This window comes from Burkholderia sp. SCN-KJ (assembly GCF_024656005.1).
In the GTDB taxonomy this organism is placed as follows: domain Bacteria; phylum Pseudomonadota; class Gammaproteobacteria; order Burkholderiales; family Burkholderiaceae; genus Burkholderia.
On the sequence record NZ_JANKOG010000024.1, the window covers coordinates 22,105 to 42,443 of the forward strand.

At 68.6% G+C, this 20,339-nt stretch carries 24 protein-coding genes; 3 read left to right on the forward strand and 21 right to left on the reverse strand.

All coding sequences use genetic code 11. The annotated features are described in order from the left end of the window. Positions 1–147 precede the first annotated feature (147 nt). The 14 genes from NQV17_RS30155 to NQV17_RS30220 form a co-directional block, all read right to left on the reverse strand. The gene (locus tag NQV17_RS30155; protein WP_257775084.1) at positions 148–825 is read right to left on the reverse strand and encodes a response regulator; all 678 of its coding nucleotides are present in this window, start codon (positions 823–825) and stop codon (positions 148–150) included. A 106-nt stretch (positions 826–931) separates the two neighbouring features. After that, entirely contained in the window at positions 932–2,299 is a 1,368-nt protein-coding gene (locus tag NQV17_RS30160; protein ID WP_257775085.1) for a sensor histidine kinase, read from the reverse strand. A 76-nt stretch (positions 2,300–2,375) separates the two neighbouring features. Beyond that, positions 2,376–3,233, reverse strand: coding sequence for an ABC transporter permease (locus NQV17_RS30165; protein ID WP_124520428.1), 858 nt, complete (start codon positions 3,231–3,233; stop codon positions 2,376–2,378). 24 nt (positions 3,234–3,257) lie between these two features. Further along, positions 3,258–4,055 (reverse strand): ABC transporter ATP-binding protein, encoded by a 798-nt coding sequence (locus NQV17_RS30170; protein ID WP_044845187.1) that lies wholly within the window; start codon positions 4,053–4,055, stop codon positions 3,258–3,260. A 115-nt stretch (positions 4,056–4,170) separates the two neighbouring features. Then, positions 4,171–5,175, reverse strand: a complete 1,005-nt coding sequence (locus NQV17_RS30175) for an ABC transporter substrate-binding protein (protein WP_044845245.1) — start codon at positions 5,173–5,175, stop codon at positions 4,171–4,173. A gap of 134 nt (positions 5,176–5,309) precedes the next feature. Beyond that, positions 5,310–6,101 carry a flagellar biosynthetic protein FliR gene (gene fliR, locus NQV17_RS30180; RefSeq protein ID WP_257775086.1) on the reverse strand — a complete coding sequence of 264 codons (792 nt, stop codon included), beginning with the start codon at positions 6,099–6,101 and terminating at the stop codon, positions 5,310–5,312. A gap of 28 nt (positions 6,102–6,129) precedes the next feature. After that, complete coding sequence (fliQ, locus tag NQV17_RS30185; RefSeq protein WP_006750427.1) at positions 6,130–6,402, reverse strand: flagellar biosynthesis protein FliQ; 273 nt, start codon at positions 6,400–6,402, stop codon at positions 6,130–6,132. 16 nt (positions 6,403–6,418) lie between these two features. Beyond that, positions 6,419–7,180 (reverse strand): flagellar type III secretion system pore protein FliP, encoded by a 762-nt coding sequence (gene fliP, locus NQV17_RS30190; protein ID WP_044845189.1) that lies wholly within the window; start codon positions 7,178–7,180, stop codon positions 6,419–6,421. 36 nt (positions 7,181–7,216) lie between these two features. Beyond that, entirely contained in the window at positions 7,217–7,777 is a 561-nt protein-coding gene (fliO, locus tag NQV17_RS30195) for a flagellar biosynthetic protein FliO (RefSeq protein WP_124486790.1), read from the reverse strand. Next, entirely contained in the window at positions 7,774–8,265 is a 492-nt protein-coding gene (gene fliN, locus NQV17_RS30200; protein WP_044845191.1) for a flagellar motor switch protein FliN, read from the reverse strand. Before fliN ends, fliO begins: the two co-directional genes overlap by 4 nt. Next, positions 8,258–9,256 (reverse strand): flagellar motor switch protein FliM, encoded by a 999-nt coding sequence (fliM, locus tag NQV17_RS30205; protein WP_257775087.1) that lies wholly within the window; start codon positions 9,254–9,256, stop codon positions 8,258–8,260. The genes fliN and fliM overlap by 8 nt, the downstream gene beginning before the upstream one ends. 22 nt (positions 9,257–9,278) lie before the next feature. Next, positions 9,279–9,815, reverse strand: a complete 537-nt coding sequence (gene fliL / locus NQV17_RS30210; RefSeq protein WP_257775088.1) for a flagellar basal body-associated protein FliL — start codon at positions 9,813–9,815, stop codon at positions 9,279–9,281. Positions 9,816–10,015: 200 nt separating this feature from the next. Beyond that, on the reverse strand, positions 10,016–10,738 hold the full coding sequence (locus tag NQV17_RS30215) for an LrgB family protein (RefSeq protein ID WP_044845194.1): 723 nt from the start codon (positions 10,736–10,738) through the stop codon (positions 10,016–10,018). 13 nt (positions 10,739–10,751) lie between these two features. Then, positions 10,752–11,231, reverse strand: a complete 480-nt coding sequence (locus NQV17_RS30220; protein ID WP_257775089.1) for a CidA/LrgA family protein — start codon at positions 11,229–11,231, stop codon at positions 10,752–10,754. A 139-nt stretch (positions 11,232–11,370) separates the two neighbouring features. Here NQV17_RS30220 and NQV17_RS30225 point away from each other — a divergent pair, with 139 nt between their 5' ends. Then, entirely contained in the window at positions 11,371–12,297 is a 927-nt protein-coding gene (locus tag NQV17_RS30225; RefSeq protein ID WP_257775090.1) for a LysR family transcriptional regulator, read from the forward strand. A gap of 21 nt (positions 12,298–12,318) precedes the next feature. On the opposite strand, the gene NQV17_RS30230 is transcribed toward NQV17_RS30225, so the two are convergent. The 4 genes from NQV17_RS30230 to NQV17_RS30245 form a co-directional block, all read right to left on the reverse strand. Continuing rightward, complete coding sequence (locus tag NQV17_RS30230) at positions 12,319–12,705, reverse strand: type II toxin-antitoxin system VapC family toxin (RefSeq protein WP_257775091.1); 387 nt, start codon at positions 12,703–12,705, stop codon at positions 12,319–12,321. Continuing rightward, positions 12,702–12,950, reverse strand: coding sequence for a type II toxin-antitoxin system Phd/YefM family antitoxin (locus NQV17_RS30235; RefSeq protein WP_257775092.1), 249 nt, complete (start codon positions 12,948–12,950; stop codon positions 12,702–12,704). The genes NQV17_RS30230 and NQV17_RS30235 overlap by 4 nt, the downstream gene beginning before the upstream one ends. Before the next feature lie 106 nt (positions 12,951–13,056). Further along, positions 13,057–14,619, reverse strand: a complete 1,563-nt coding sequence (locus tag NQV17_RS30240) for a DHA2 family efflux MFS transporter permease subunit (RefSeq protein WP_257775093.1) — start codon at positions 14,617–14,619, stop codon at positions 13,057–13,059. 175 nt (positions 14,620–14,794) lie between these two features. Continuing rightward, on the reverse strand, positions 14,795–15,283 hold the full coding sequence (locus tag NQV17_RS30245; protein ID WP_257775094.1) for a MarR family winged helix-turn-helix transcriptional regulator: 489 nt from the start codon (positions 15,281–15,283) through the stop codon (positions 14,795–14,797). 176 nt (positions 15,284–15,459) lie between these two features. Here NQV17_RS30245 and NQV17_RS30250 point away from each other — a divergent pair, with 176 nt between their 5' ends. Together NQV17_RS30250 and NQV17_RS30255 are read left to right on the forward strand one after the other, a co-directional pair. Continuing rightward, positions 15,460–15,744 carry a multidrug ABC transporter ATPase gene (locus NQV17_RS30250; RefSeq protein ID WP_257775095.1) on the forward strand — a complete coding sequence of 95 codons (285 nt, stop codon included), beginning with the start codon at positions 15,460–15,462 and terminating at the stop codon, positions 15,742–15,744. 295 nt (positions 15,745–16,039) lie between these two features. Then, complete coding sequence (locus tag NQV17_RS30255) at positions 16,040–17,596, forward strand: efflux transporter outer membrane subunit (protein ID WP_257775096.1); 1,557 nt, start codon at positions 16,040–16,042, stop codon at positions 17,594–17,596. A 25-nt stretch (positions 17,597–17,621) separates the two neighbouring features. On the opposite strand, the gene NQV17_RS30260 is transcribed toward NQV17_RS30255, so the two are convergent. From NQV17_RS30260 to gspL, 3 genes are read right to left on the reverse strand one after another with little or no spacing between them, the layout of a single operon-like run. Beyond that, the gene (locus NQV17_RS30260) at positions 17,622–18,410 is read right to left on the reverse strand and encodes a type II secretion system protein N (RefSeq protein ID WP_257775129.1); all 789 of its coding nucleotides are present in this window, start codon (positions 18,408–18,410) and stop codon (positions 17,622–17,624) included. Positions 18,411–18,441: 31 nt separating this feature from the next. After that, positions 18,442–18,948, reverse strand: coding sequence for a type II secretion system protein M (locus NQV17_RS30265; RefSeq protein WP_257775097.1), 507 nt, complete (start codon positions 18,946–18,948; stop codon positions 18,442–18,444). Beyond that, positions 18,945–20,318, reverse strand: coding sequence for a type II secretion system protein GspL (gene gspL, locus NQV17_RS30270; RefSeq protein WP_257775098.1), 1,374 nt, complete (start codon positions 20,316–20,318; stop codon positions 18,945–18,947). Before gspL ends, NQV17_RS30265 begins: the two co-directional genes overlap by 4 nt. Positions 20,319–20,339: the final 21 nt, after the last annotated feature.

A 20,339-nucleotide genomic window follows, 5' to 3' on the forward strand; every position in this document is an offset into this window, starting at 1 on the left:
GGCAATCCTTCACGCCGCTTTCCCGGAGGAAAGAATCGGATCGGTGAAAACACCGAAATCGCAATAATCGGGATTCGGGCAAGCCGACAGCCCGCGGGCTGTCAAAACAACATTACGTGCTGCGAATCGATGCCGCGGGCCGCGCCGTCAGTCCTGAGAGGTCTTCGCGCGCAGGATATAGCCGAGCCCGCGCAGCGTGATGATCTCGGCCGTGCTGAGCGCGAGATGCTTGCGCAGCCGGTGGATGTAGATGTCGATCGCATCCGCGCTCGGCTCGTCGTCGAGCGCGAACACGCTGTCCATCAGCCGCGCCTTCGATACCGTCTTGTTCTGCTGCAGCATCAGCGTTTCGAGAATCGCATGCTCGCGGCGGCGCAGCGCGAGCACCGTGTCGCCGCAGCGGAATTCACGCGTGCCGAACGCATAGACGAGATCGCCGCACACGAGCTGCGTCGTGCCCACGCCGGCCTGCCGGCGGATCAGCGCGCGGATCCGCGCGACCAGCTCGCGCGATTCGAACGGCTTGACCACGTAGTCGTCGGCGCCCGCGCCGAAGCAGTCGACCTTGTCGTCGACCGAGCCGTGCGCGGTCAGCATCAGCACCGGCACGTTGTCGTTGCGGCGCCGCAATCGCGCAAGCACTTCCTTGCCGCTGATGCCAGGCAGCCGCATGTCGAGCAGCACCGCGTCGTAGCGCTCCGTTTTCAGCACCGTATCCGCGCGCTCGCCGTCACCGACGCAGTCGACCGCGAAATCCTCGCCGCGCAGCAGGTTCACGATCCAGTGCGCGAGTTCGGCGTTGTCTTCGACCAGCAGGAGTTTCATGACGACTTCATCTCTTCAAGGAAACGCGGGGCCGCCCCAAGTTTCCCGCCCGGCAGGAAGTCCCCTTGGCGGGCCTGGCGCGCAGCGACAGGTTTGGGCGCACTCTTCAATCGTACGCGGGCAGCCGCACAGTCACGACGATACCGCGATTGCCGAGGCCCGGCGCGAGCGACGCGCTGCCGCCGTGCGCCTGCGCGATCTCGCGGACGATCGCGAGACCCAGGCCCGAGCCTTCGGTGTCGGCCGACACGCGGTAGAACCGCTTGAACACGTGCGGCCGCGCTTCGGCCGGAATGCCGGGGCCGTTGTCGACCACCTCCAGCACGACCGCGGCGCCGTCGCGCCGTGCCGCGACCGTCACGCAGCCGCCCGGCTGCGTATAGCGCACCGCGTTGTCGACGAGGTTCATCACCAGCGCGGTCAGCAGGCTGTCGCTGCCTGCGACGTCGAGCCGTTCGCCGAGATCGGCGCCGAGGTCGATGTCGCGCTGCTGCGCGAGCACGATCGTTTCCTCGAGCACGCTCGATACCACGGCCGCAAGATCGACGCGATGCGTGAGCAGCGTCGACGGCGTCGCTTCCGCGTGCGCGAGCAGCAGCAGCTTGTCGGTCACGTCGGCCATCCTGCGGCTGCTACGCTGCATGCTGTCGAGCACCGACGCCAGCTCTCGATCGTCATGGTCGCGCTGCTGCGCGTACTGGATCTGCGTGTCGAGCACCGCGATCGGCGTGCGCAGCTGGTGCGCGGCGTCGGCGATGAAGCGACGCTGCGTGGCCGTGTGCGTATTGAGCCGCGCGATGCACTGGTTGATCGCGTCGACGATCGGCCGCAGCTCGTGCTGCAGCCGCTCCGGGCGGATCGGCTCCAGTTCCATCGGCCCGCGGTCGGCGACGTCGTCCTTCAGCTTCATCAGCGGGCGCAACTCGAGCGTGAGGCCGAGATAGACGAGCACGATCGCGAGCACCAGCATCAGCGACAGGCGCACGAGCTGCGGCCGCCAGATCGTCGCGACCATCGCGTCGTACGAGCGCGTCGTCTTCGCGACGATCACCGTGACCGTCTCGATCTGCCCCTCGTCGTACAGCTGGCGATCATAGGCGGCCGCGCGCAGCCGCACGCCGTCGAGCGACGTGTCGTACAGCGTCGGCTCGACCCCGTGCCGCCCGGGCACCGCGAGCGCCGGGTTGCCCGCGAGCAGCCGGTCGTGACCGTCGATCACCTTGTAGAACACCGAATCGCCCGACGGCGATTCGAAGATCTCCAGCGCGGCCGGCGGCACGTCGGCCGCCGGCCGCCCGTTGCGCCATTCGACGTCCTCGCCGATCGTGCGCGCGGACGCGACGAGCGCGCTGTCCTGCACGAGCCCGGCCGTGCGCCGCGCGGTGTCGTACGACATCGCGCCCGCGATCAGCACGAAAGCCGCGAGCGGCAGCAGCAGCCACCACAAGAGCCGCCCGCGCAGGCTGTGCGCCATTCCGTCTCCTCAATGCCGAACCGCGCCGGGGTAACCGGCGCGGTTCGGGCGTGTCATTCGATGATGCGTGCGTTGCTCAGAACGCGGCGGGGCGCCACTTGAGCAAGCGCTTCTCGAGCCAGGTCAGCAGATAGTCGGCGGCCAGCGCGACCACGGCCAGCACGATCATCGCCGCGAACACGCCGCTCGCGTTGAACGCGCCCTGGGCGGTGGAGATTAGCAGGCCGATGCCCTGCTTGGAACCCAGGAATTCGCCGACGACCGCGCCGACCAGCGCGAAGCCGAAGCTCACGTGCAGGCTCGCGAGAATCCACGACAGCGCGGATGGAATCACGACAGATGTGGTGATCTGCCGGCGCGACGCGCCGAGGATCTGCGCATTCGCGATCAGGTAGCGGTCGGCTTCGCGCACGCCCTGGAACGCGTTGCCGAATACCACGAAGAACACCATCACGACGGCCAGCGCGATCTTCGACGCCATGCCGAGGCCGAGCGCGATCACGAAAATCGAGCCGAGCACGACGCGCGGGATCGAGTTCGCGATCTGGATATAGAGGCCGAACACGTCGGACATCAGCTTGTTGCGGCCGAGCACGATCCCGCAGAGCACGCCGGCGACCGAGCCGATCAGGAAGCCGATCGTGGTTTCCTCGAGCGTCACCCAGACCTGCGTAAGCAGCGGCCCTTGCGACGTGCCGTTCGCGAACCAGTCCTGGAGCTGCGCGAAGATCAGCGTCGGCTGAGAGAAGAAGAACGGATCGATCCACTTCAGGCGTGCGGCGAGTTCCCAGCCGCCCAGCACGACGACGAGCACGGCGATCCGCAGGCCGATGATCAGTTGCCGGCGGCGGCGCAGCCGGGTTTGAGCGGCACGCGACTCGTCCTCGAGCGACGTTGCCGGAATGGCGGTGGGGGGAAGCGTCATGTCGGTCATGCTCCTGTCCTGTCCTTGCTGCTGTCAGCCGATCTGCACTTCTTCGCGCAGGTCGTGCCAGATGTCCTTGGAAATTTCGATGAAGCGCGTGTCGTAGCGAATCTCCGACGTGACGCGCGGGCGCGGCAGGTCGATCTCGTACACGCGCTTGAGCGTCGCGGGGCGCGCGGTCAGCACGAACACGCGGTCGGCGAGCGCGATCGCCTCCTCGAGATCGTGCGTGACGAACACGACCGAGCCCTTGTTCGCGGACCACAGCTGCAGCAGCTCGTCCTGCATCAGCGTGCGCGTCTGCATGTCGAGCGCGGAGAACGGCTCGTCCATCAGCAGGATTTCCGGCTGGTTGATGAAGGTCTGCGCGAGCGCGACGCGCTTTCTCATCCCGCCGGAGAGCTGGTGCGGGTAGTGTTTCGTGAACTTGTCGAGGCCGACCTTGCGGATCCATTCCTCGGCCTGCGCGTAGGCGACGTCCTTCGAGCGGCCGCGAAACAGCGGGCCCGCCGCGACGTTGTCGATCACGTTGCGCCACGGGAACACCGCGTCGGCCTGGAACACGAAGCCGATGCGCGGATCGATCCCGTCGACCGGGCGGCCCATCACGCGCACCTCGCCGGAAGCCGGCTTCAACAGCCCGGTGATCAGGTTCAGCGTGGTCGACTTGCCGCAGCCCGTCGGCCCGACGATCGCGATGAACTCGCCGCGCGCGACGCTCATGCTGAAGTCGCGCAGCGCGACGGTGGCCTTGCCTTCCGGCGAAATGAAGCGGCACGACACATTGCGAAACTCGATCGCCGGTGTGCTCGGAGAAACTGCCTGGGTCATCGCATTCGTCCTGCGGGTGAGGAGGGCGCCGCATCGTGGCGGCGCCGGGCCGGTCAGCCGGGCCGGAACGGGGAACGCGCGGCGGCGGGATCGCCGCCGCCGGCGCCGAGATCGATTACTTCGCGTTCACGAAATCGTTGGTGTAGGTGCGCGCCAGGTCGATGTGCTTGCCCTTCACCGACGGGTTGAACGCCGACAGCACCTTCAGCACGGTCGCCGGGCCGTCGGCCGGCATCTTCGCGTCGGCGGTGTACATCGGCAGCGATGCCTTCAGCGCGGACACGTACAGCGCCTTGTCCTTCTGGTAGTCGGCCGGCATCTTCGCGGCGATTTCCTCGGCGCTGTGCGTGTGGATGAACTGCATCGTCTTCGCGAACGCGTGCGCGAGCTTGGTGGCTTCGGCCTTGTGCGAATCGGCCCACGCCGACTGCACGTACAGGCTCGCGGCCGGATAGGTGCCGCCGAGCGCGGCGCGCGTGCCTTCCAGCGTGCGCAGGTCGACCAGCACCTTCGCGTCGCCCATCTTCTCGAGCGCGGACACCGTCGGCTCGGTCGTCATCCCGGCGTCGATGCGGCCCTGCTTGATCGCGGCGATGAAGCTCGCGTCGGCGCCGACCGGCAGCATCGTGTACTGCGTCGACGGCACGCCGTGCTGCAGCGCGAGATATTGCGTGAGGAAGCTCGTCGACGAGCCGAGGCCCGTCACGCCGAGCGTCTTGCCCTTCGCGTCGGCCATCGACTTGAAGGTGGGTGCCGCCTTGGTCGACACCATCTCGACCTCGCCCGGCACCTGGCCGAACACGGCGATCGCCTTCACGTCCTTGCCCTTGCTCTGCAGGTCGATCGTATGGTCGTAGAAGCCGACGACGCCCTGCACGGCGCCCGCCAGCAGCTCGTTCTCGGCGTCGACGCCGGCCGGCTGCGACAGCAGCTCGACGTCGAGCCCTTCGGCCTTGAAGTTGCCGAGCTCCTGCGTGAGCCGCGCGGGCAGGTAGATCAGCTTCGCGATCCCGCCGACCATGATCGTGATCTTGCCGCCGTCGTCGGCGAAAGCGGGGTGAGCGGCGAGCGCGCAGCTCAGGCTGGCTGCCACGGCGAGGGTGCGCAGGATGGGTCGCATCGGGGTCGTCTCCTTCGTTGTATTCGTATGGCGCGATGCTTGGTGCATCGTCCTGACGAGTATAGGAAGGCGAAACCTTCTGCAACCTTTCGCGGGGTGGCGGTTCTTTTAGGGGTTTTCCAGCAATCGGCGGCTCATGCGGCCTGGCGCCACCCGATCAACACCCGCCCCATCGCATCCAGCCCCATGTCGAACAGATGCGACACGAACGGCACGAGGTTCGGGATCATCAGTTGCACGAGCAACAGCCCGACCAGCATCGTGACCGGAAAGCCGATCTGGAAGATGCCGATCTGCGGTGCCGCGCGGTTCAAAATCCCGAGCGCGAGGTTCGCGATCAGCAGCGCCGCGACCACCGGCAGCGCGAGCAGCAGCCCCATCTCGAACACGGTCGCACCGAACGCGGCGAGCGTGCGCCAGCCGGGCGCGTGCAGCAGGTCGGCCGACACCGGCAGCGTCTGGAACGACGCGGCCAGCGCCGCGAACACCTGCAGGTGGCCGTCCACCGCGAGAAACGCGAGCATCGCGATCGCGTTCAGGAAGCGGCCCATCGCCGGCGTCGCGCCATTCGAATGCGGGTCGAAGAAGGTCGCGAAACCGAGCCCCATCGACAGGCCGATGAAGTCGCCGGCCGCCTCGACGGCCGCGAACACGATCTGCATCGTGAAGCCCATCGCGGCACCGATCAGGAACTGCGTGACGACGATCCAGATGCCCTGCGCGGAGAACACGGTGACGCCCGGCATCGCGCCGAGCGTCGGCGCGACGACCAGCGCCAGGAACGCGGCGATGCCGATCTTCACGCGCACCGGCACGGCCGCATGGCCGACCACGGGCGCTGTCGCGACGAGCGCGAGCATCCGCACGAACGGCCACAGGAAGGCCGTCAGCCAGCCGTTGAGCTGCGCGTAGGTAACCGAGAACATCGTGGCGGAACGGAGCCGGACGCGCCGCTCAGCCGGCGCCGAGCGTCGCGACGTGCAGCAGCGTCTGCCGCAGGTAGTCGAGCATCGTCGTCAGCATCCACGGGCCGGCGATCACGAGCGTCGCGGCCACCGCGAGCAGCTTCGGGATGAACGACAGCGTCGATTCGTTGATCTGCGTCGCGGCCTGGAACAGGCTCACGACCAGGCCGACCGCGAGCGCGACCAGCAGCAGCGGGGCGGCCAGCAGCAGGCCGACCATCATCGCCTGGTGCGCCAGCGTCATCACCTGTTCGGGTGTCATCGTGCGCTTCCTCCGCTTACGTGAAGCTCTGCGCGAGCGAGCCGATCAGCAGCTGCCAGCCGTCGACCAGCACGAACAGCATCAGCTTGAACGGCAGCGACACGGTGGACGGCGACACCATCATCATCCCCATCGACATCAGCACGCTCGCGACGACCATGTCGATGATCAGGAACGGGATGAAGATCGTGAAGCCGATCTGGAAGCCGGTCTTCAGCTCGCTCGTGACGAACGCGGGCACCAGCAGCGACAGCGGCACGTCTTCCGGGCCCTGCATCGGCGCGGCCTTCGAGATCTTGGCGAACAGCGCGAGATCGGTCTCGCGGGTCTGCTTCAGCATGAAGGTCTTGAACGGCGCGACGCCGCGCTGCACGGCCTGCTCCATCGGCATCGAGCCGTCGGAAAACGGCTTGTAGCCGTCGGCGTACGCGCGGTCGAGCACCGGCGACATCACGAAGAAGGTGAGGAACATCGCGAGGCCGACCAGCACCTGGTTCGGCGGCGTCGTCGCGGTGCCGAGCGCCTGGCGCAGCAGCGACAGCACGATGATGATGCGCGTGAAGCTCGTCATCATCAGCAGCATCGCCGGCAGGAACGACAGCATCGTGAGCAGCAGCATCGTCTGCACGCTCAGCGAATAGGTGGTGCCGCCGTTCGGGCCCGGGCTCGTGTTGAACGCGGGCAGGCCGGCCGCCTGCGCGCACGCGAGCGCCGGGGCGACGCAGAGGATCAGCACGGGCGCGAAGCGCGCCGCGCGACGCAGGAATTCGTGTTTCATCGGAATGCGAGTACGGAAAGAGGGCGCGACGCCATGTCAGCGGTCCTTGCCGCGTCCGAAGCGCTTCGCGGCTTCGCCCGCGAGCGCGTCGCGAAACCGCGCGCCGAACGTGCCGGGCTGGCCGCCGCCGGATGCGGTGCCGCCGGCGGGTGCCTCGACCGTCGCGGTGGCCGCCGCCGAGCCGGCCGGCAGCGTATGCAGCAGCCGCACGTTGCCTGGCGCGACGCCGAGCACGAGCCAGGTGTCGCCGATCTCGACGATCGTCGCGCTTTCCTTCGCGCCGAGCGCGACGCTCGACACGACCTTCAGCGGGCCGCCGCGCCGCGCGGGCTGGAACCCGAAGCGGCGCGCGAGCCACGCGCAGCCGAATACGAGGCCGATCACGACCGCGAGCCCGACGAGCGTCTGCAGCACCGCGCCGACGCCGAGCGACGGCACGGCCGAGCCGACCGTCACGCTCGATGCGATGGCGCCGGCGTTGTTCACCGCGTTCATGTCGGCGGCACCGGCCGGCGCGCACGCAAGCGACGCGGCAACGGCAGCCGCCGCCGCGATCGCGAACAGGCGCGCGCGGCGGCCGGACGTCACGACTTTCATCGATTCAGCTTCCGGATCCGTTCGGCCGGCGTGATGATGTCGGTCAGCCGGATGCCGAACTTGTCGTTGACCACCACAACCTCGCCCTGCGCGATCAGGCAGCCGTTCACGAGCACGTCCATCGGCTCGCCGGCGAGGCCGTCGAGCTCGACGACGGACCCCTGCGCAAGCTGCAGCAGGTTGCGGATCGCGATCTTGGTGCGGCCGAGCTCCACGGTCATCTTGACCGGGATGTCGAGAATCATCTCGATGTCGTTGTGCGTCGAGCTGGCCGCGGCCTTCGACAGCGGCTGGAACACGCCGGCGCCGGTCGCGCCCGCCTGCACCGGCTGCTGGTTCTGCTCGGCGAGCGCGGCGGCCCAGTCGTCCATGCCCGAATCCTCTTCCGCGGCGGCGGGTGCCGCCTGCACGGCCGCGGCCGATTCCGCGAGGGCCGCGTCGGCGAGTGCCTGCGGGTCGAGTTCGGTCGTCGGGTTCAGCTCACTCATATCCACCTTCCTTCATCGTGTCGCCCGCGCTGATCATCTTCTGTACGCGCAACGCATATTGACCATTGAAAATGCCGTAGCCGCACTCCATCACCGGCACGCCGTCGACCTTCGCGGTGATCGTGTCCGCGATCTCCAGCGGCAGCACGTCGCCCGTGCGCAGGTTCAGGATCTTCTCGAACGTCGACGGGATCTCGGCGAGATCCGCGGTCAGCTCGACCTCGGCCGACTGCACCTGCTGCGACAGCACGCGCACCCAGCGGCGGTCGACTTCGAGCGCCTCGCCCTGGATCGGCGACGCGAGCACGTCGCGGATCGGCTCGACCATCGAATACGGCATGCAGATGTGCAGCGTGCCGCCGGTCGGCCCGAACTCGATCGAGAACTGCGTGACGATCACGATCTCGTTCGGCGTCGCGACGTTCGCGAACTGCGTGTGCATCTCCGAGCGCACGAATTCGAACTGCAGCGGCCGCACGCTCTTCCACGCGGTCGTGTAGTGCTCGAACACGAGGTTCAGCAGCTTGCCGATGATCCGCTGCTCGGTGGCCGTGAAGTCGCGGCCTTCGACGCGCGTGTGGAAACGCCCGTCGCCGCCGAACAGGTTGTCGACGACGAAGAACACGAGGTTCGGGTCGAACACGAACAGCGACGTGCCGCGCAGCGGCTTCACGTGCACCAGGTTCAGGTTCGTCGGGATCGGCAGGTTGCGGGTGAACTCGCTGTACTTCAGCACCTTCACCTGGCTCACGGAGATTTCCGCCGTGCGCCGCATGAAGTTGAAGATGCCGATCCGCAAGAGGCGCGCGAAGCGGTCGTTGATGATCTCGAGGCCGGGCATCCGGCCGCGGACGATCCGCTCCTGCGTCGCGATGTTGTAGGGGCGGACGCCCGACGTATCGCGCTGCTCGTCGATTGCGTCGGTTTCGCCCGTGACGCCCTTGAGGAGGGCATCGACCTCCTCCTGGGACATGAACTCCTGGTGGCCCATGCGCGCTCCTTTTCCGGCCGCGTTACTGGACGACGAATTCGGTGAACAGCACGTCGTCGACCTTCGCGCGCTGGTTGCCCGGCTGCGTCGGCTGTTCGATCAGCTCCTGCAGCTCCTTCGCGACCGAACGCTTGCCGTCCGGCGTCGCGAGATCCTCGGGATGCTTGTTCGACAGCGCGAGCAGGATCCGGCTGCGGATCTCCGGCATGCGCGCGGTCAGCTGCTCCTGCGCCTTCGGGTCGGTGAGCTTCAGCGACAGGCCGACGCGCAGGTAGTGCTGCACGCCGTCGTCCGACTGCAGGTTGACGGTCAGCGGGTCGAGCGGGAAGAACACCGGGGCGGCCAGCGGCGCCGGTTCGGCGGGCGCGCTCGCATGGCCGACGCCGGCCTTGCTCAGGAACACGTACATGCCGCCCGCGGCGGCGGCCGCTGCGCCCAGCGCGATGACGGCGATGAGCGCGATGCGCTTGAACTTGCCGGACGAGGCCGGCTTGTCGGCAGTCGGGTTTGCGGTCGTGGAGGCCATGTGAATGCGTGCGTGATGTCTCGTAGCATGCATTGTTCGGCATCCGCGCCGAGCCCGATGGGCGGAAAAGAGGGGGGAATTGCGGCTATCTCAGCCGATTGTCGGCCGGGTGTCGGCTCGATGCAGGGTACGAGCGGCGGGAAAACAGCGTCTGCGAGGGGGGAGGCAGGCGACCAGCGGGCATCCGGGCCGTCAGGCGGGAAGGGCAGGCACCGGCGCCCGCCCGCGCATCGTCAGATCGGCAGCAGCGACAGCAGCGGCGCGATCAGCACCATCGCCACGCCCGCGATCATCATCGTGAGGCTCGACACGACGCCTTCCTCGCTGCCGATCTCGCGTGCCTTCGCCGTGCCCACGCCGTGGGCGGCCGCGCCGAACAGCGCGCCGCGCGCGAGCCGCGTGCGCATCGGCACCAGCGCGAGCACGATCTCGCCGAGCAGCATCCCGCAGATGCCGGTCGCGATCACGAACAGCGCGGTGAGGTCCTTCGGCGCATGGATCTTGTCGGACACGGCGAGCGCGAACGGGGTCGACACCGAGCGTGTCATCAGCGAGCGCTGCAGCTCGGGCGACAGGTGCAGCAGCTTCGCGAGCAGCAGCGATCCGCACACGCCGGCACCGATCCCGACCGCGACGCCGACCGACAGCGATAGCCAGTGGCGGCGGATCAGGTCGCGATACTCGTAGATCGGCACCGCGAACGCGATCGTCGCCGGGCCGAGCAGCCACATCAGCCAGCGCGTGTCGCGGAAGTAGACCGAATACGGGATGCCGGTCAGCACGACGAGCAGCGCCAGCACGCCCGGCACGAACACGAGCGGCGAGAACAGCAGCGTCTTCCTGTATGCGTAGAGCCGCTTCGACACGAAATACAGGACGACCGTCAGCACGAAGCAGCCGACGGAGATCGCGGTATTCACGCGGTCGGCGGACAGGTTCGACAGCAGCGCAAGCATCGCAGGCTCCGGCTCAGTGGGCCGACGCGGTCGCGAGGCGCGCGCGGCGGCGCTCGGCGAACACGCGCTGCGCGGCGAGCCGGCGCTCGAGCTTCGCGGCGAGGTCGACCGCCACCGCCACCGCGACCATCACGAACGCGGTGCCGGCGAGCATGACCAGCGCGATGCGCCAGCCGTCCTCGCGGAACAGCCCGCCGTATTGGACGGCCGCGACGGCGGCCGGCACGAAGAACAGCAGCATGTCGGACAGCAGCCAGTTCGCGCCGTCCTTCACCCACGCGGGCGCGACGCGGCCCGAGAACAGCAGCGCGAGCAGCACCGCGAGGCCGACGACGCCGGACGGCACCGGCAGCCCGACCGCGCGCACGGCCCAGTCGACCGCCATCCACAGCACGCCGAGCGCGGCGGCCTGCAGCACGATCCGGCCCGTACGCGCAACGTTGCCCGCGGCGGCGGCGGGGCGGGCGGCGGCAGTGGCGGTCGGCTTGGTCATGGCGGGCTCCATACAGATATTGCGTTGATGGTGTGAGTATAGGGTTTCCCCTAACCATAAATAAAATGACTTGTCTCTATCCTTGTCATTCCAATTCGGAATTCAGCTTGGTTCATTGCACCAACTTGGGGAGTCATCGATGGAATTGCGCGCGCTGCGGTACTTCGTCGAGGTGGTCCGTCAGCAGAGCTTCACGGCGGCCGCCGACCGGTTGTTCGTCACGCAGCCGACCATCAGCAAGATGGTGAAGGCGCTCGAGGACGAGATCGGCTCGCCGCTGTTGCTGCGCGACGGCCGGCAGATGGTGCTGACCGACGCGGGGCGGATCGTGTTCCAGCGCGGCCAGGACGTGCTCGCCGCGCAGGCGCAGCTGCAGTCGGAGCTGAAGGATCTGGGCACGCTCGGGCGCGGCGAGCTGACGATCGGCATTCCGCCGCTCGGCGGGTCGCTGTTCACGCCGATCATCGCCGCGTACAAGCAGCGTTATCCAAACATCGAGCTGAAGCTGTTCGAGCAGGGCGCGCGAATGATCGAGGCCGCGCTGATGTCGGGCGAGCTCGAGCTCGGCGGCCTGCTGGAGCCGGTCGATCCGGCCACGTTCGAACGACTGCCGATGGTGCGCGCACCGCTGTGGCTGGTCGCGCCGCGCGAGTCGCGCTGGGAGGATCACGCGGCCGTGCCGCTCGCCGATCTGGCGCGCGAGTCGTTCGTGTTCTACGCGGAAAGCCTCGCGCTGCACGACGCGGTGCTCGACGCGTGCCGGCAGGCCGGCTTCACGCCGTCGATCGTGAGCCGCAGCGGTCATTGGGATTTCATGGCCGCGCTGGTGCACGCGGGGGTCGGCATCGCGCTGTTGCCGGAGCCGTACTGCCGGCGGCTCGATGCGCGGCAGTTCACGTGCCGGCCGATCGTCGAGCCGGAGATCACCTGGGCGATCGCGCTCGGCTGGCTGAAGAAGGGTTACCTGTCGCACGCGGCGCGGGCGTGGCTCGACGTCGCGCGGGCGACACTGCCGATCGCGTCGGGCGACGATCTGGCCTTCGGCGGGTTGCGGGCGCGGGAGTGAGGCGCGCGGCGCTGACAGAGTTCAGACGTGCTGAATCGGGCCCGCGTACCGCGCAACGGTGTGGTCGTGCGTGAGCAGCGATACACCTTCCGAAATTGCCTGCGCGATCAACAGCCGATCGAACGGATCGCGATGGACCGCCGGCAACTGCTCGACGCAGAGAACGTGCGCGCTCGTGATCGGCAATTCCACGTAGCCGACATCGAGCAGGTTACGACGGAGCAGATGGGGATCGACCTGGAAATCGTCCCGATCCAGTCCGCGCTTGATCACGATTTCCCAGAGACTCACGACACTGAAAAGCAGGGTATAAGCCGGATCCTGAATGATCGACCGGGCGCTGCTCGGTAGTTCCGCAGCGTCGGCCGCCGCCCAAAGGAGCAGATGGGTGTCGAGCAGGACTTTCACGCGTCGCCCTCGAACAGCCTCCGAATGGCCTCGTCACCCATCGTGTCGAAATCGTCGGGAACCCGAATCTGTCCCTTCATGAAGCCGATCCGAGCCGGGGGAACGGCTTCAGGCGCATTGATCGGCACCACCTTGACGAGCGGCTTGCCGGCTTTCGCGATCACGAACGGTTCGCCCGCGTGGACGGCTTCGTCAATCAAACGCGATAGATTCGTCTTCGCGTCATGCATGTTGTAGGTCTGCATTACCTCATCCCATGTGAACTAAGTTCAGTAATTTACTTAGCTTAGTCCGAATGGAAGGGGCTTGCAAGACGGACAAGGTGCAGCGAAAACGGTCCAGCCTCCGCGTTCAATGCCCCATCGCCGGCCCCGCGCCTTTCCTCGGCTTCGTGATCCACACGAGCGCCGCGAGCGCGATGAACACGCCCGCCGACAGATGGAAGAAGTCGTTGGTCGCCATCATGAAGCCCTGCTGCGTGACGAGCTGGTTGAGCTGCGCGTTGGCCGTCTGCCCGACGATCCCGAGCTGCGCGAGCGCGCCCTGGTAGTCGGTCGTGCTCTGCGCGTAGATGCTCACCGATTCCGACAGCCGCGCGTGGTGATAGATCGCATCGTTCTCCCAGAACGTCGAGCTGGCCGCGGTGCCGATCGCGCCCGACAGCGTGCGCAGGAAGTTCGACAGCCCGGACGCGCTCGCGAGCCGCTCGTCGGAGATGCTCGACAGCGTGATCGTCGTCATCGGCACGAAGAAGCAGGCGACGCCGATCCCCTGCACGAGCCGCGGCAGGATCACGTGATTGAACGGCACGTCGAGCGTAAACGTCGAATTCCAGACCGATACACCCGCGAACACGATGAACGCGAAGCTCGCGACCATCCGCAGGTCGAGCCGGTGCATGTTGCGCCCGATCAGCGGCGACAGCACCAGCGCGAGCAGCCCGACCGGCGCGGTCGCGAGGCCGGCCTTGCCAGCCGTGTAGCCCATCACCGTCTGCAGCCACAGCGGGAAGATCACGACCGAGCCGAAGAACGCCATGAAGCCGAACGAGATGATCAGCGCGCCGAGCGCGAAGTTGCGGTCCTTGAACAGCGACAGGTCGACCACCGGCTCCTTCTCGGTCGCCTCCCACACGAGCATGAACGCGATCGACACGACCGCGATCAGCGCGAGCGCGACGATGAAGCTCGAGTTGAACCAGTCGCGGTCCTTGCCGAGGTCCAGCATCATCTGCAGGCACGACACGCCGATCACGAGCAGCGCGAGGCCGATCGCGTCGATCCGCTGCTTCGTCGTCTTCGTCTCGCGGCCGCGCAACAGGAAGTATGCGCAGGCCGCGGAGAAGATGCCGATCGGCAGGTTGATGTAGAAGATCCACGGCCATGTGTAGTTGTCGCTGATCCAGCCGCCCAGCAACGGGCCGAAGATCGGCGCGACGATCACCGTCATTGCCCATAGCCCGAGCGCGAGCCCGCGCTTCGCGGGCGGATAGCTGCGCATCAGGATCGTCTGCGACAGCGGCACCATCGGCCCGGACACGAGGCCCTGCAGCAGCCGGAACGCGATCAGCGTCTCGAAGTTCTCCGCGAGGCCGCACAGCGCCGACGCGATCGTGAACGCGAGCACCGACAGCGTGAACAGGCGCACCTCGCCGACCCGCCGTGCGAGCCAGCCGGTCAGCGGCACCGCGATCGCGGACGCGACCGAATACGACGAGATCACCCACGTGCCTTCGCTCGTCGCGACGCCGAGGCTGCCCGAGATGGTCGGCACCGCGACGTTCGCGATCGACGTGTCGAGCACTTCCATGAAGGTGCCGAGCGCGAGCCCGACGGTGAGGAGCGCGAGCGCGCCGCCGGTGAGCGGCGCGGGTTGGGCGGCAGGTGGCGCGGCGGATGCCGTGGTGGCGGACATCGGAATCTCCTAGACGCGGCACGCGCAGCGCGCCGGCACAACACACGGGCGCAGCCTATCGCGCGGCCCGGACGGGTGGAACGGGTGAGGGGAGAGATGGAGCACATGCCTCGTCATCTTCTGCCCAGACAGAGAAATAAGCGAATGCTTAACCTAGACATCGTGCCTCCCGCGCTCAGCAATCCGGTTCGTCGGGCTTCGGGCAGCCGGCATCGCCGGGCCCGTTGGCGATGAACCGCTGCAGCAGGCCGGTGAGCAGCGCGAGTTCTTCGGCCGAGAAACCGGCGAGCTGCGCGTTCAACGCGGTCGCGATCAGCGACGGCAGCGCGCGGGCCGCGTCGGCGCCGCGCTCGGTCAGCGTCAGCTCGATCACGCGGCGGTCCTGTTCGCTGCGCGAGCGCGCGATCAGGCCCTTGCGCTCGAGGCGGTCGAGCATCCGGGTCATCGAACCGCTGTCGTACGACATCTTGCGCGACAGCTCGAACGGCGTGCGCGCATAACCGCGCGACAGCAGCAGGATCACGCCGATCTGCTGCGCGGTGAGGTCGTACGGCTCGAGTGCGCGGTCCATTCGCTCGACGAGCGCCTGCCGGGCCTTGGTCAGGTAATAACCGAGGCTCGTTTCCAGTGCGATGGTGTCGGGATCGTAAAGGCCGCCGTTCATGCGAATTGCGCGCGCAGCAACAGTGCGTTTCAGGTCAAAACGCGCCCAGTATCTTGAAAAATGATTGCTTAGTCAATATTATTTCAGGCAACCAGTTACGACGTGCATGCTGCACTGCCGGAGACGATGTTCTGACCGCTCAGCCCGCGCTGCCGGGCACCCCGAGGATGTTCGCAATGCTGTTCCTGAAAAATGCCGCCGGCGCGCTGCGCCGCAACCTGACCGATACCGCTCATCATGTGTTCTCCGGGCCGCACCGCGGCTGGAAGATCGCGCTGTACGTGACGATGCTGGTGGTGCCGGGCGGGTCGCTCGCGGCGCTCGGGTTTGCCTGGTTCGATCATCGCCGGCAGCGCAGCGCGAAGGGCGCCGCCCGCCGCACGAGCCGGCCGGCGGCCACGGAGCCGTCGACATGGCGGTCCGCCGCCGATCCCGTCCCGGTGCCCGCGCGCTGTCACTGACACCGCCGGCTCCCGTCATCCCGACCGAATGCCGGCCGAATGCCGGCCGAATGCCGGCCGCACCCCGCGGCCCGGCGTCGACTGCGCCGCATTCGTCGCCTGCCTCGAGCGCAAGCGATCCGTAATGACCGGTAAACCGGCCGGCCGCGCCGGTAACACATTCGTGCCGCCGCGCACCGTACCCTTAGGGCTGCGCGGCTTTCCCGCCGTCAGTTACCATTTGTCCGCCAGCGGCACGACGACCGCATCGCGCGACGCCGCTCGCCGGCCGCAGCATCCCGACAGGAAAACCACCATGCCGTACGCTCCCCTCCCGCGCGCCATTCGCCCGCTGAGCGCCGCCGTCGCCGTCGCGACGGCCGTACTGCTCGCCGGCTGCGCCGTCGGGCCCGACTATCACCGGCCCGACACGTCGATCCCCGCCGCCTTCAAGGAAGCGCCGGCCGGGTGGAAGGTCGCGCAGCCGGCCGACCGCGCCGACCGCGGTCCGTGGTGGAGCGTCTACAACGACCCGCAGCTCGACACGCTGGTCGGCAAGCTCAACGCATCGAACCAGACCATCGCGCAATCGGCCGCCGCGTACCGGCAGGCCCGCGCGCTCGTCGCCGAAGCGCGTGCCGCGTACTTCCCGACCGTCGGGCTGACCGCGTCGGGCTCGCGCTCCCGGACGGGGCGCACGTCGTCTTCGTCGAGCACGTCGAGCTTCGGCAGCAGCTCGTCGATCAGCAACAGCTACAGCGTCGGCCTCGATGCGAGCTGGGAACCCGACCTGTGGGGCAAGGTGAGCCGCACCGTCAGCGCGCAGCGCGCCGGCGAAGCGGCCGCCGCGGCCGATCTCGCGAACGCGCGGCTGTCGCAGCAGGCGCTGCTCGCGCAGACCTACTTCCAGCTGCGCACCGCCGATGCGCTGCAGAAGCTGCTCGACGACACCGTGAAGTCGTACGGCGAATCGCTGAAGCTCACGCAGAACCAGTACGCGCAGGGCGTCGCCGCGCGCGCGGACGTGATCCAGGCGCAGACGCAGCTGCAGAGCGCGCAGGCCGCATCGATCGACAACGGCGTCGCGCGCGCGCAGTACGAGCATGCGATCGCGACACTGATCGGCGAACCGGCATCGACGTTCTCGCTGGCGCCGAACCCGCTCGCGGCGGAGCCGCCGATCACGCCGGTCGACGTGCCGTCCGCGCTGCTCGAGCGCCGGCCCGACATCGCAGCGGCCGAGCGCCGCGCGGCGGCCGCGAACGAGCAGATCGGCGTCGCGATCGCCGCGTTCTTCCCGACGCTCACCCTGTCGGCCACCGGCGGCTTCCAGAGCTCGGTGTGGTCGCAACTGTTCACGCTGCCCGCGCGGTTCTGGACGGTTGGCCCGCAGCTCGCGGCGACGCTGTTCGACGCCGGCCTGCGCGCCGCGCAAACGGATGCCGCGCGCGCGACCTACGACCAGGACGTCGCCGCGTACCGCCTCGCGGTGCTCACCGCGTTCCAGGACGTCGAGGACAACCTCGCGTCACAGCGCATCCTCGCGCAGGAAGTCGACGTGCAGCGGCAGGCCGTCGACAGCGCGCAGCACGCGCTCGCGATCGTCACGAACCAGTACAAGGCCGGCACGGTCGCCTACCTGAACGTGCTGACCGCGCAGACCACCGCGTTCACCGCGCAGCAGAAGCTCGCGACGATCGCCGGCCAGCGGATGGTATCGTCGGTCGGGCTCGTGAAGGCGCTCGGCGGCGGCTGGGATGCGTCGGACATCGCGCGCGAAACGGGTGACATGGCGGCACCGGCGCCGGCATCCGGTGCGGCGGCGCCGGCCGCGACCGCACCGTCGGCCGCCGTGCCGCTCGCGCAGAAGTAAGACGGAAAGGAGAGTGTGGCGCGCGTCAGCGCGTCGCGTCGCCGAAGATCAGCGACACTTCGTTGTTGCCGATCGGATGGCCGAGCAGGTTCAGCAGCCCCGCGAGGTTCGCCTGCTGCTCGGGCGCCGCATGCGCGGTGCCGCGAAACGAACCCTGGCCGGGGCCGAAGCTGCCGTGCCCGTCGAGGAACAGCGGGCCCTGCGTCGTCGACAGGTCGAGATCGGCGCCCGTGCCCTTCGCCTGCAGCACTGCGCGATACGACCCGAGCGGCTTCACGCGCGACACGCGCGAACTCATCGAATCGATCGTCACCGTCAGCTGGCCGAACGCGCTGTTGCCGATCATCCGCCAGTCGGTCCAGCCGAGCCGCACGTCGCCCTGCAGGTCGAGCGTGTTGAACGGCGTGCCGAGCCCGGCAAGCAGCGACGCGGGCACGGCCATCGTGCCCGCCGACAGCACGGCGCCGCGCCACGTCGCGTCGAGCGTGACGGCGTCGGGCATCGCCTCGGTCTGCCGCATGCGCATCCGCACGCGCCCGGTCAGGAGCGGCCAGAAGCCCGTGGTCCATTCGACCCGCCCCGGCAGCAGCGTTGCCGCGCTCTGGTCCGCGCCCGGTGCGAGCATCAGCGTGCCCGAGCCGTGCCACAGCGATCCGTCCGGATCGACGAGGTTCACGTGGCCGCCGCTCGCGCGCGCGAACTGCGGCGCGATCCACGCGGCCGGCGCGAGCGCGACGAGCGTCAGCGCCGTCGCGAACCCGCCTGCCGCCACCCACGGCAATGCGGCGACGAGCCGCCGGATCCCCGGCCTCATCGGCCGACCGTCGCTGGTTTCATCCACTGCGTCATTTCTGTGTCGAGGGTTGCATCACGGCCGTCAGGTCGACCTGGCCGTCTTCCTTCAGTCCGGTCACGTGCGCTTCGCCGACCTGCACCTTGAACTGCCGGCGCGCGTCGTCGAGCCACTGCGTCCACGCCGGAAACGAGGCGTTCTTCATCTGGATCTGCACGCCGTTGCCGACGACCTGCACCTGCGCGCCCTGCAGCCCGTGATCGGACAGCGACGCGGTGAGCGCGTCCTTCAGCGCAAGACCGGTCGGCGCGACGCCTTGCGCGGCGGCCGTCAACGACTTCGCCTCGTTGGCCTGCGCGGTCATCTGCGCGAGTTCCTGGCGCATCGTCGGCAGCTCGCGCCGGATCCGCGCGCGGCCTTCCTCCGCGGGCGACCACAGCACCGAATACGCGATCGCGACGGCCAGCACGGCGCCGCCCCAGCCGAGCAGCGTCCGCTCGCGCGGCGTGCGCTCGCCCCAGAACTGGGCCAGCGTCTGGGTCAGTTGTTCCGTCTTCATGAGCGGCTCCGGATCGTCCATTTGCCAGTGCTGCTGTCGACTTCGCCGGTCAGCCCGTTGCGCGCGAGACGCTGCGGGAAATCGGGGTCGACCTTGACCTCCGGCTTGAAGCCGACGTCGAGCCGCCGGTCGTGATAATCGAGCGACGCGATACCGTTCAGCGGCAGCGCGCCCATCGAACGCGACAGCCCGCTCGACAGCGCGAGGAAATCGTTCGGCGACAGCTCGCCCGCCGCGAGGCGCAGCTGGTCGAGCTGACGCTGCATCTGCGCGGGCGGATCGAGCACCGTCGTCGTCTTCGGGAAGGCAGACAGCAGCGTCTCGGTGATCTGCGCGGACAGCGCGTCGCGCTCGCGCGACAGCTTCCACCAGTGCAGGTTCATCCCGATCACCGCGACGCCGAGCGTGGCCGCGGCGAGTGCGATCGGCACGCGCAGGCGCTTCAGCGTCGCGCGGTCGAAGCGCCACGGCTGCGATTCGAACTCGAACTGGCACAGATCGAAGCGCTCGGTCAGCGCACGCCGCGCGAACGCGTCGAACGGCAGCGGCTGCGCGCCCGGCAGCAGCGGGCCGTCGGCGCGACCGACCGACGCGAGGCGCGGCTCCGCGCCCGGTTCGCCGAGTTCGTACAGTTCGACGTCGCCACCGCCCGCAAGCGCGGCGAGCGTGCCGCCCGCGCGCGACGCGGGCGCCGCGAACCCTTCGCCGAGCGCGCCGCGCGCGACCGCGAATTCGAGACGCGGCGCACCGGCCGCGGCCGGTTGCGCGCCGGCTTCCACGAGCACCGGCTCGACCGCCGTCGTGAGGCCGAGCACCGCGGCCACCGCGGTCGGGCGCGCGGGCGGCTCGACCGCATCCGTGATCGCGTCGGCTTGCGCGGCCTCACCGTCGGCATGCGCATCCGGTGCAGCTTCCGCCGCCGGCGCGGGCGGTGCGGGCAGGCAGCGCGTCGCGGGCACCGCGCTCAGGTGCCGGTGGCCGGCCGCGGTGAACGCGTCGCAGATCGCGCGGAACCACGCGCGGTCGACGACGGCCAGCACGCGGCGGCCGTCGGGCAGCGCGACCGGATCGAGCGCGATATGGCAGCCGAGCGGATCCTGGATCAGCTGATCCTCGACGATGTTCGGCAGCGCCTGGCGCAGCTTCGGCCCCTTGAGCGGCGGCACGGTCGCGGCCAGCAGCAGCACGTCGCGCGCGGCGACGATCAGCACCGTCGCGTTCGCGCGCGGCAGCAGCGCGAGCGCGGCGCGGCCCGCGCGCTGCACCTGGCCGGCCTTGTCCACGAGCGTGAACGGCAGCTCGGGCCACTGCCATTCCTGCAACGGCACGGCCGGCTCGCGCGGCGGCAAAGAAACAATCAGCGTGCTCAAGAGCTCCTCTCCCGGATGGCG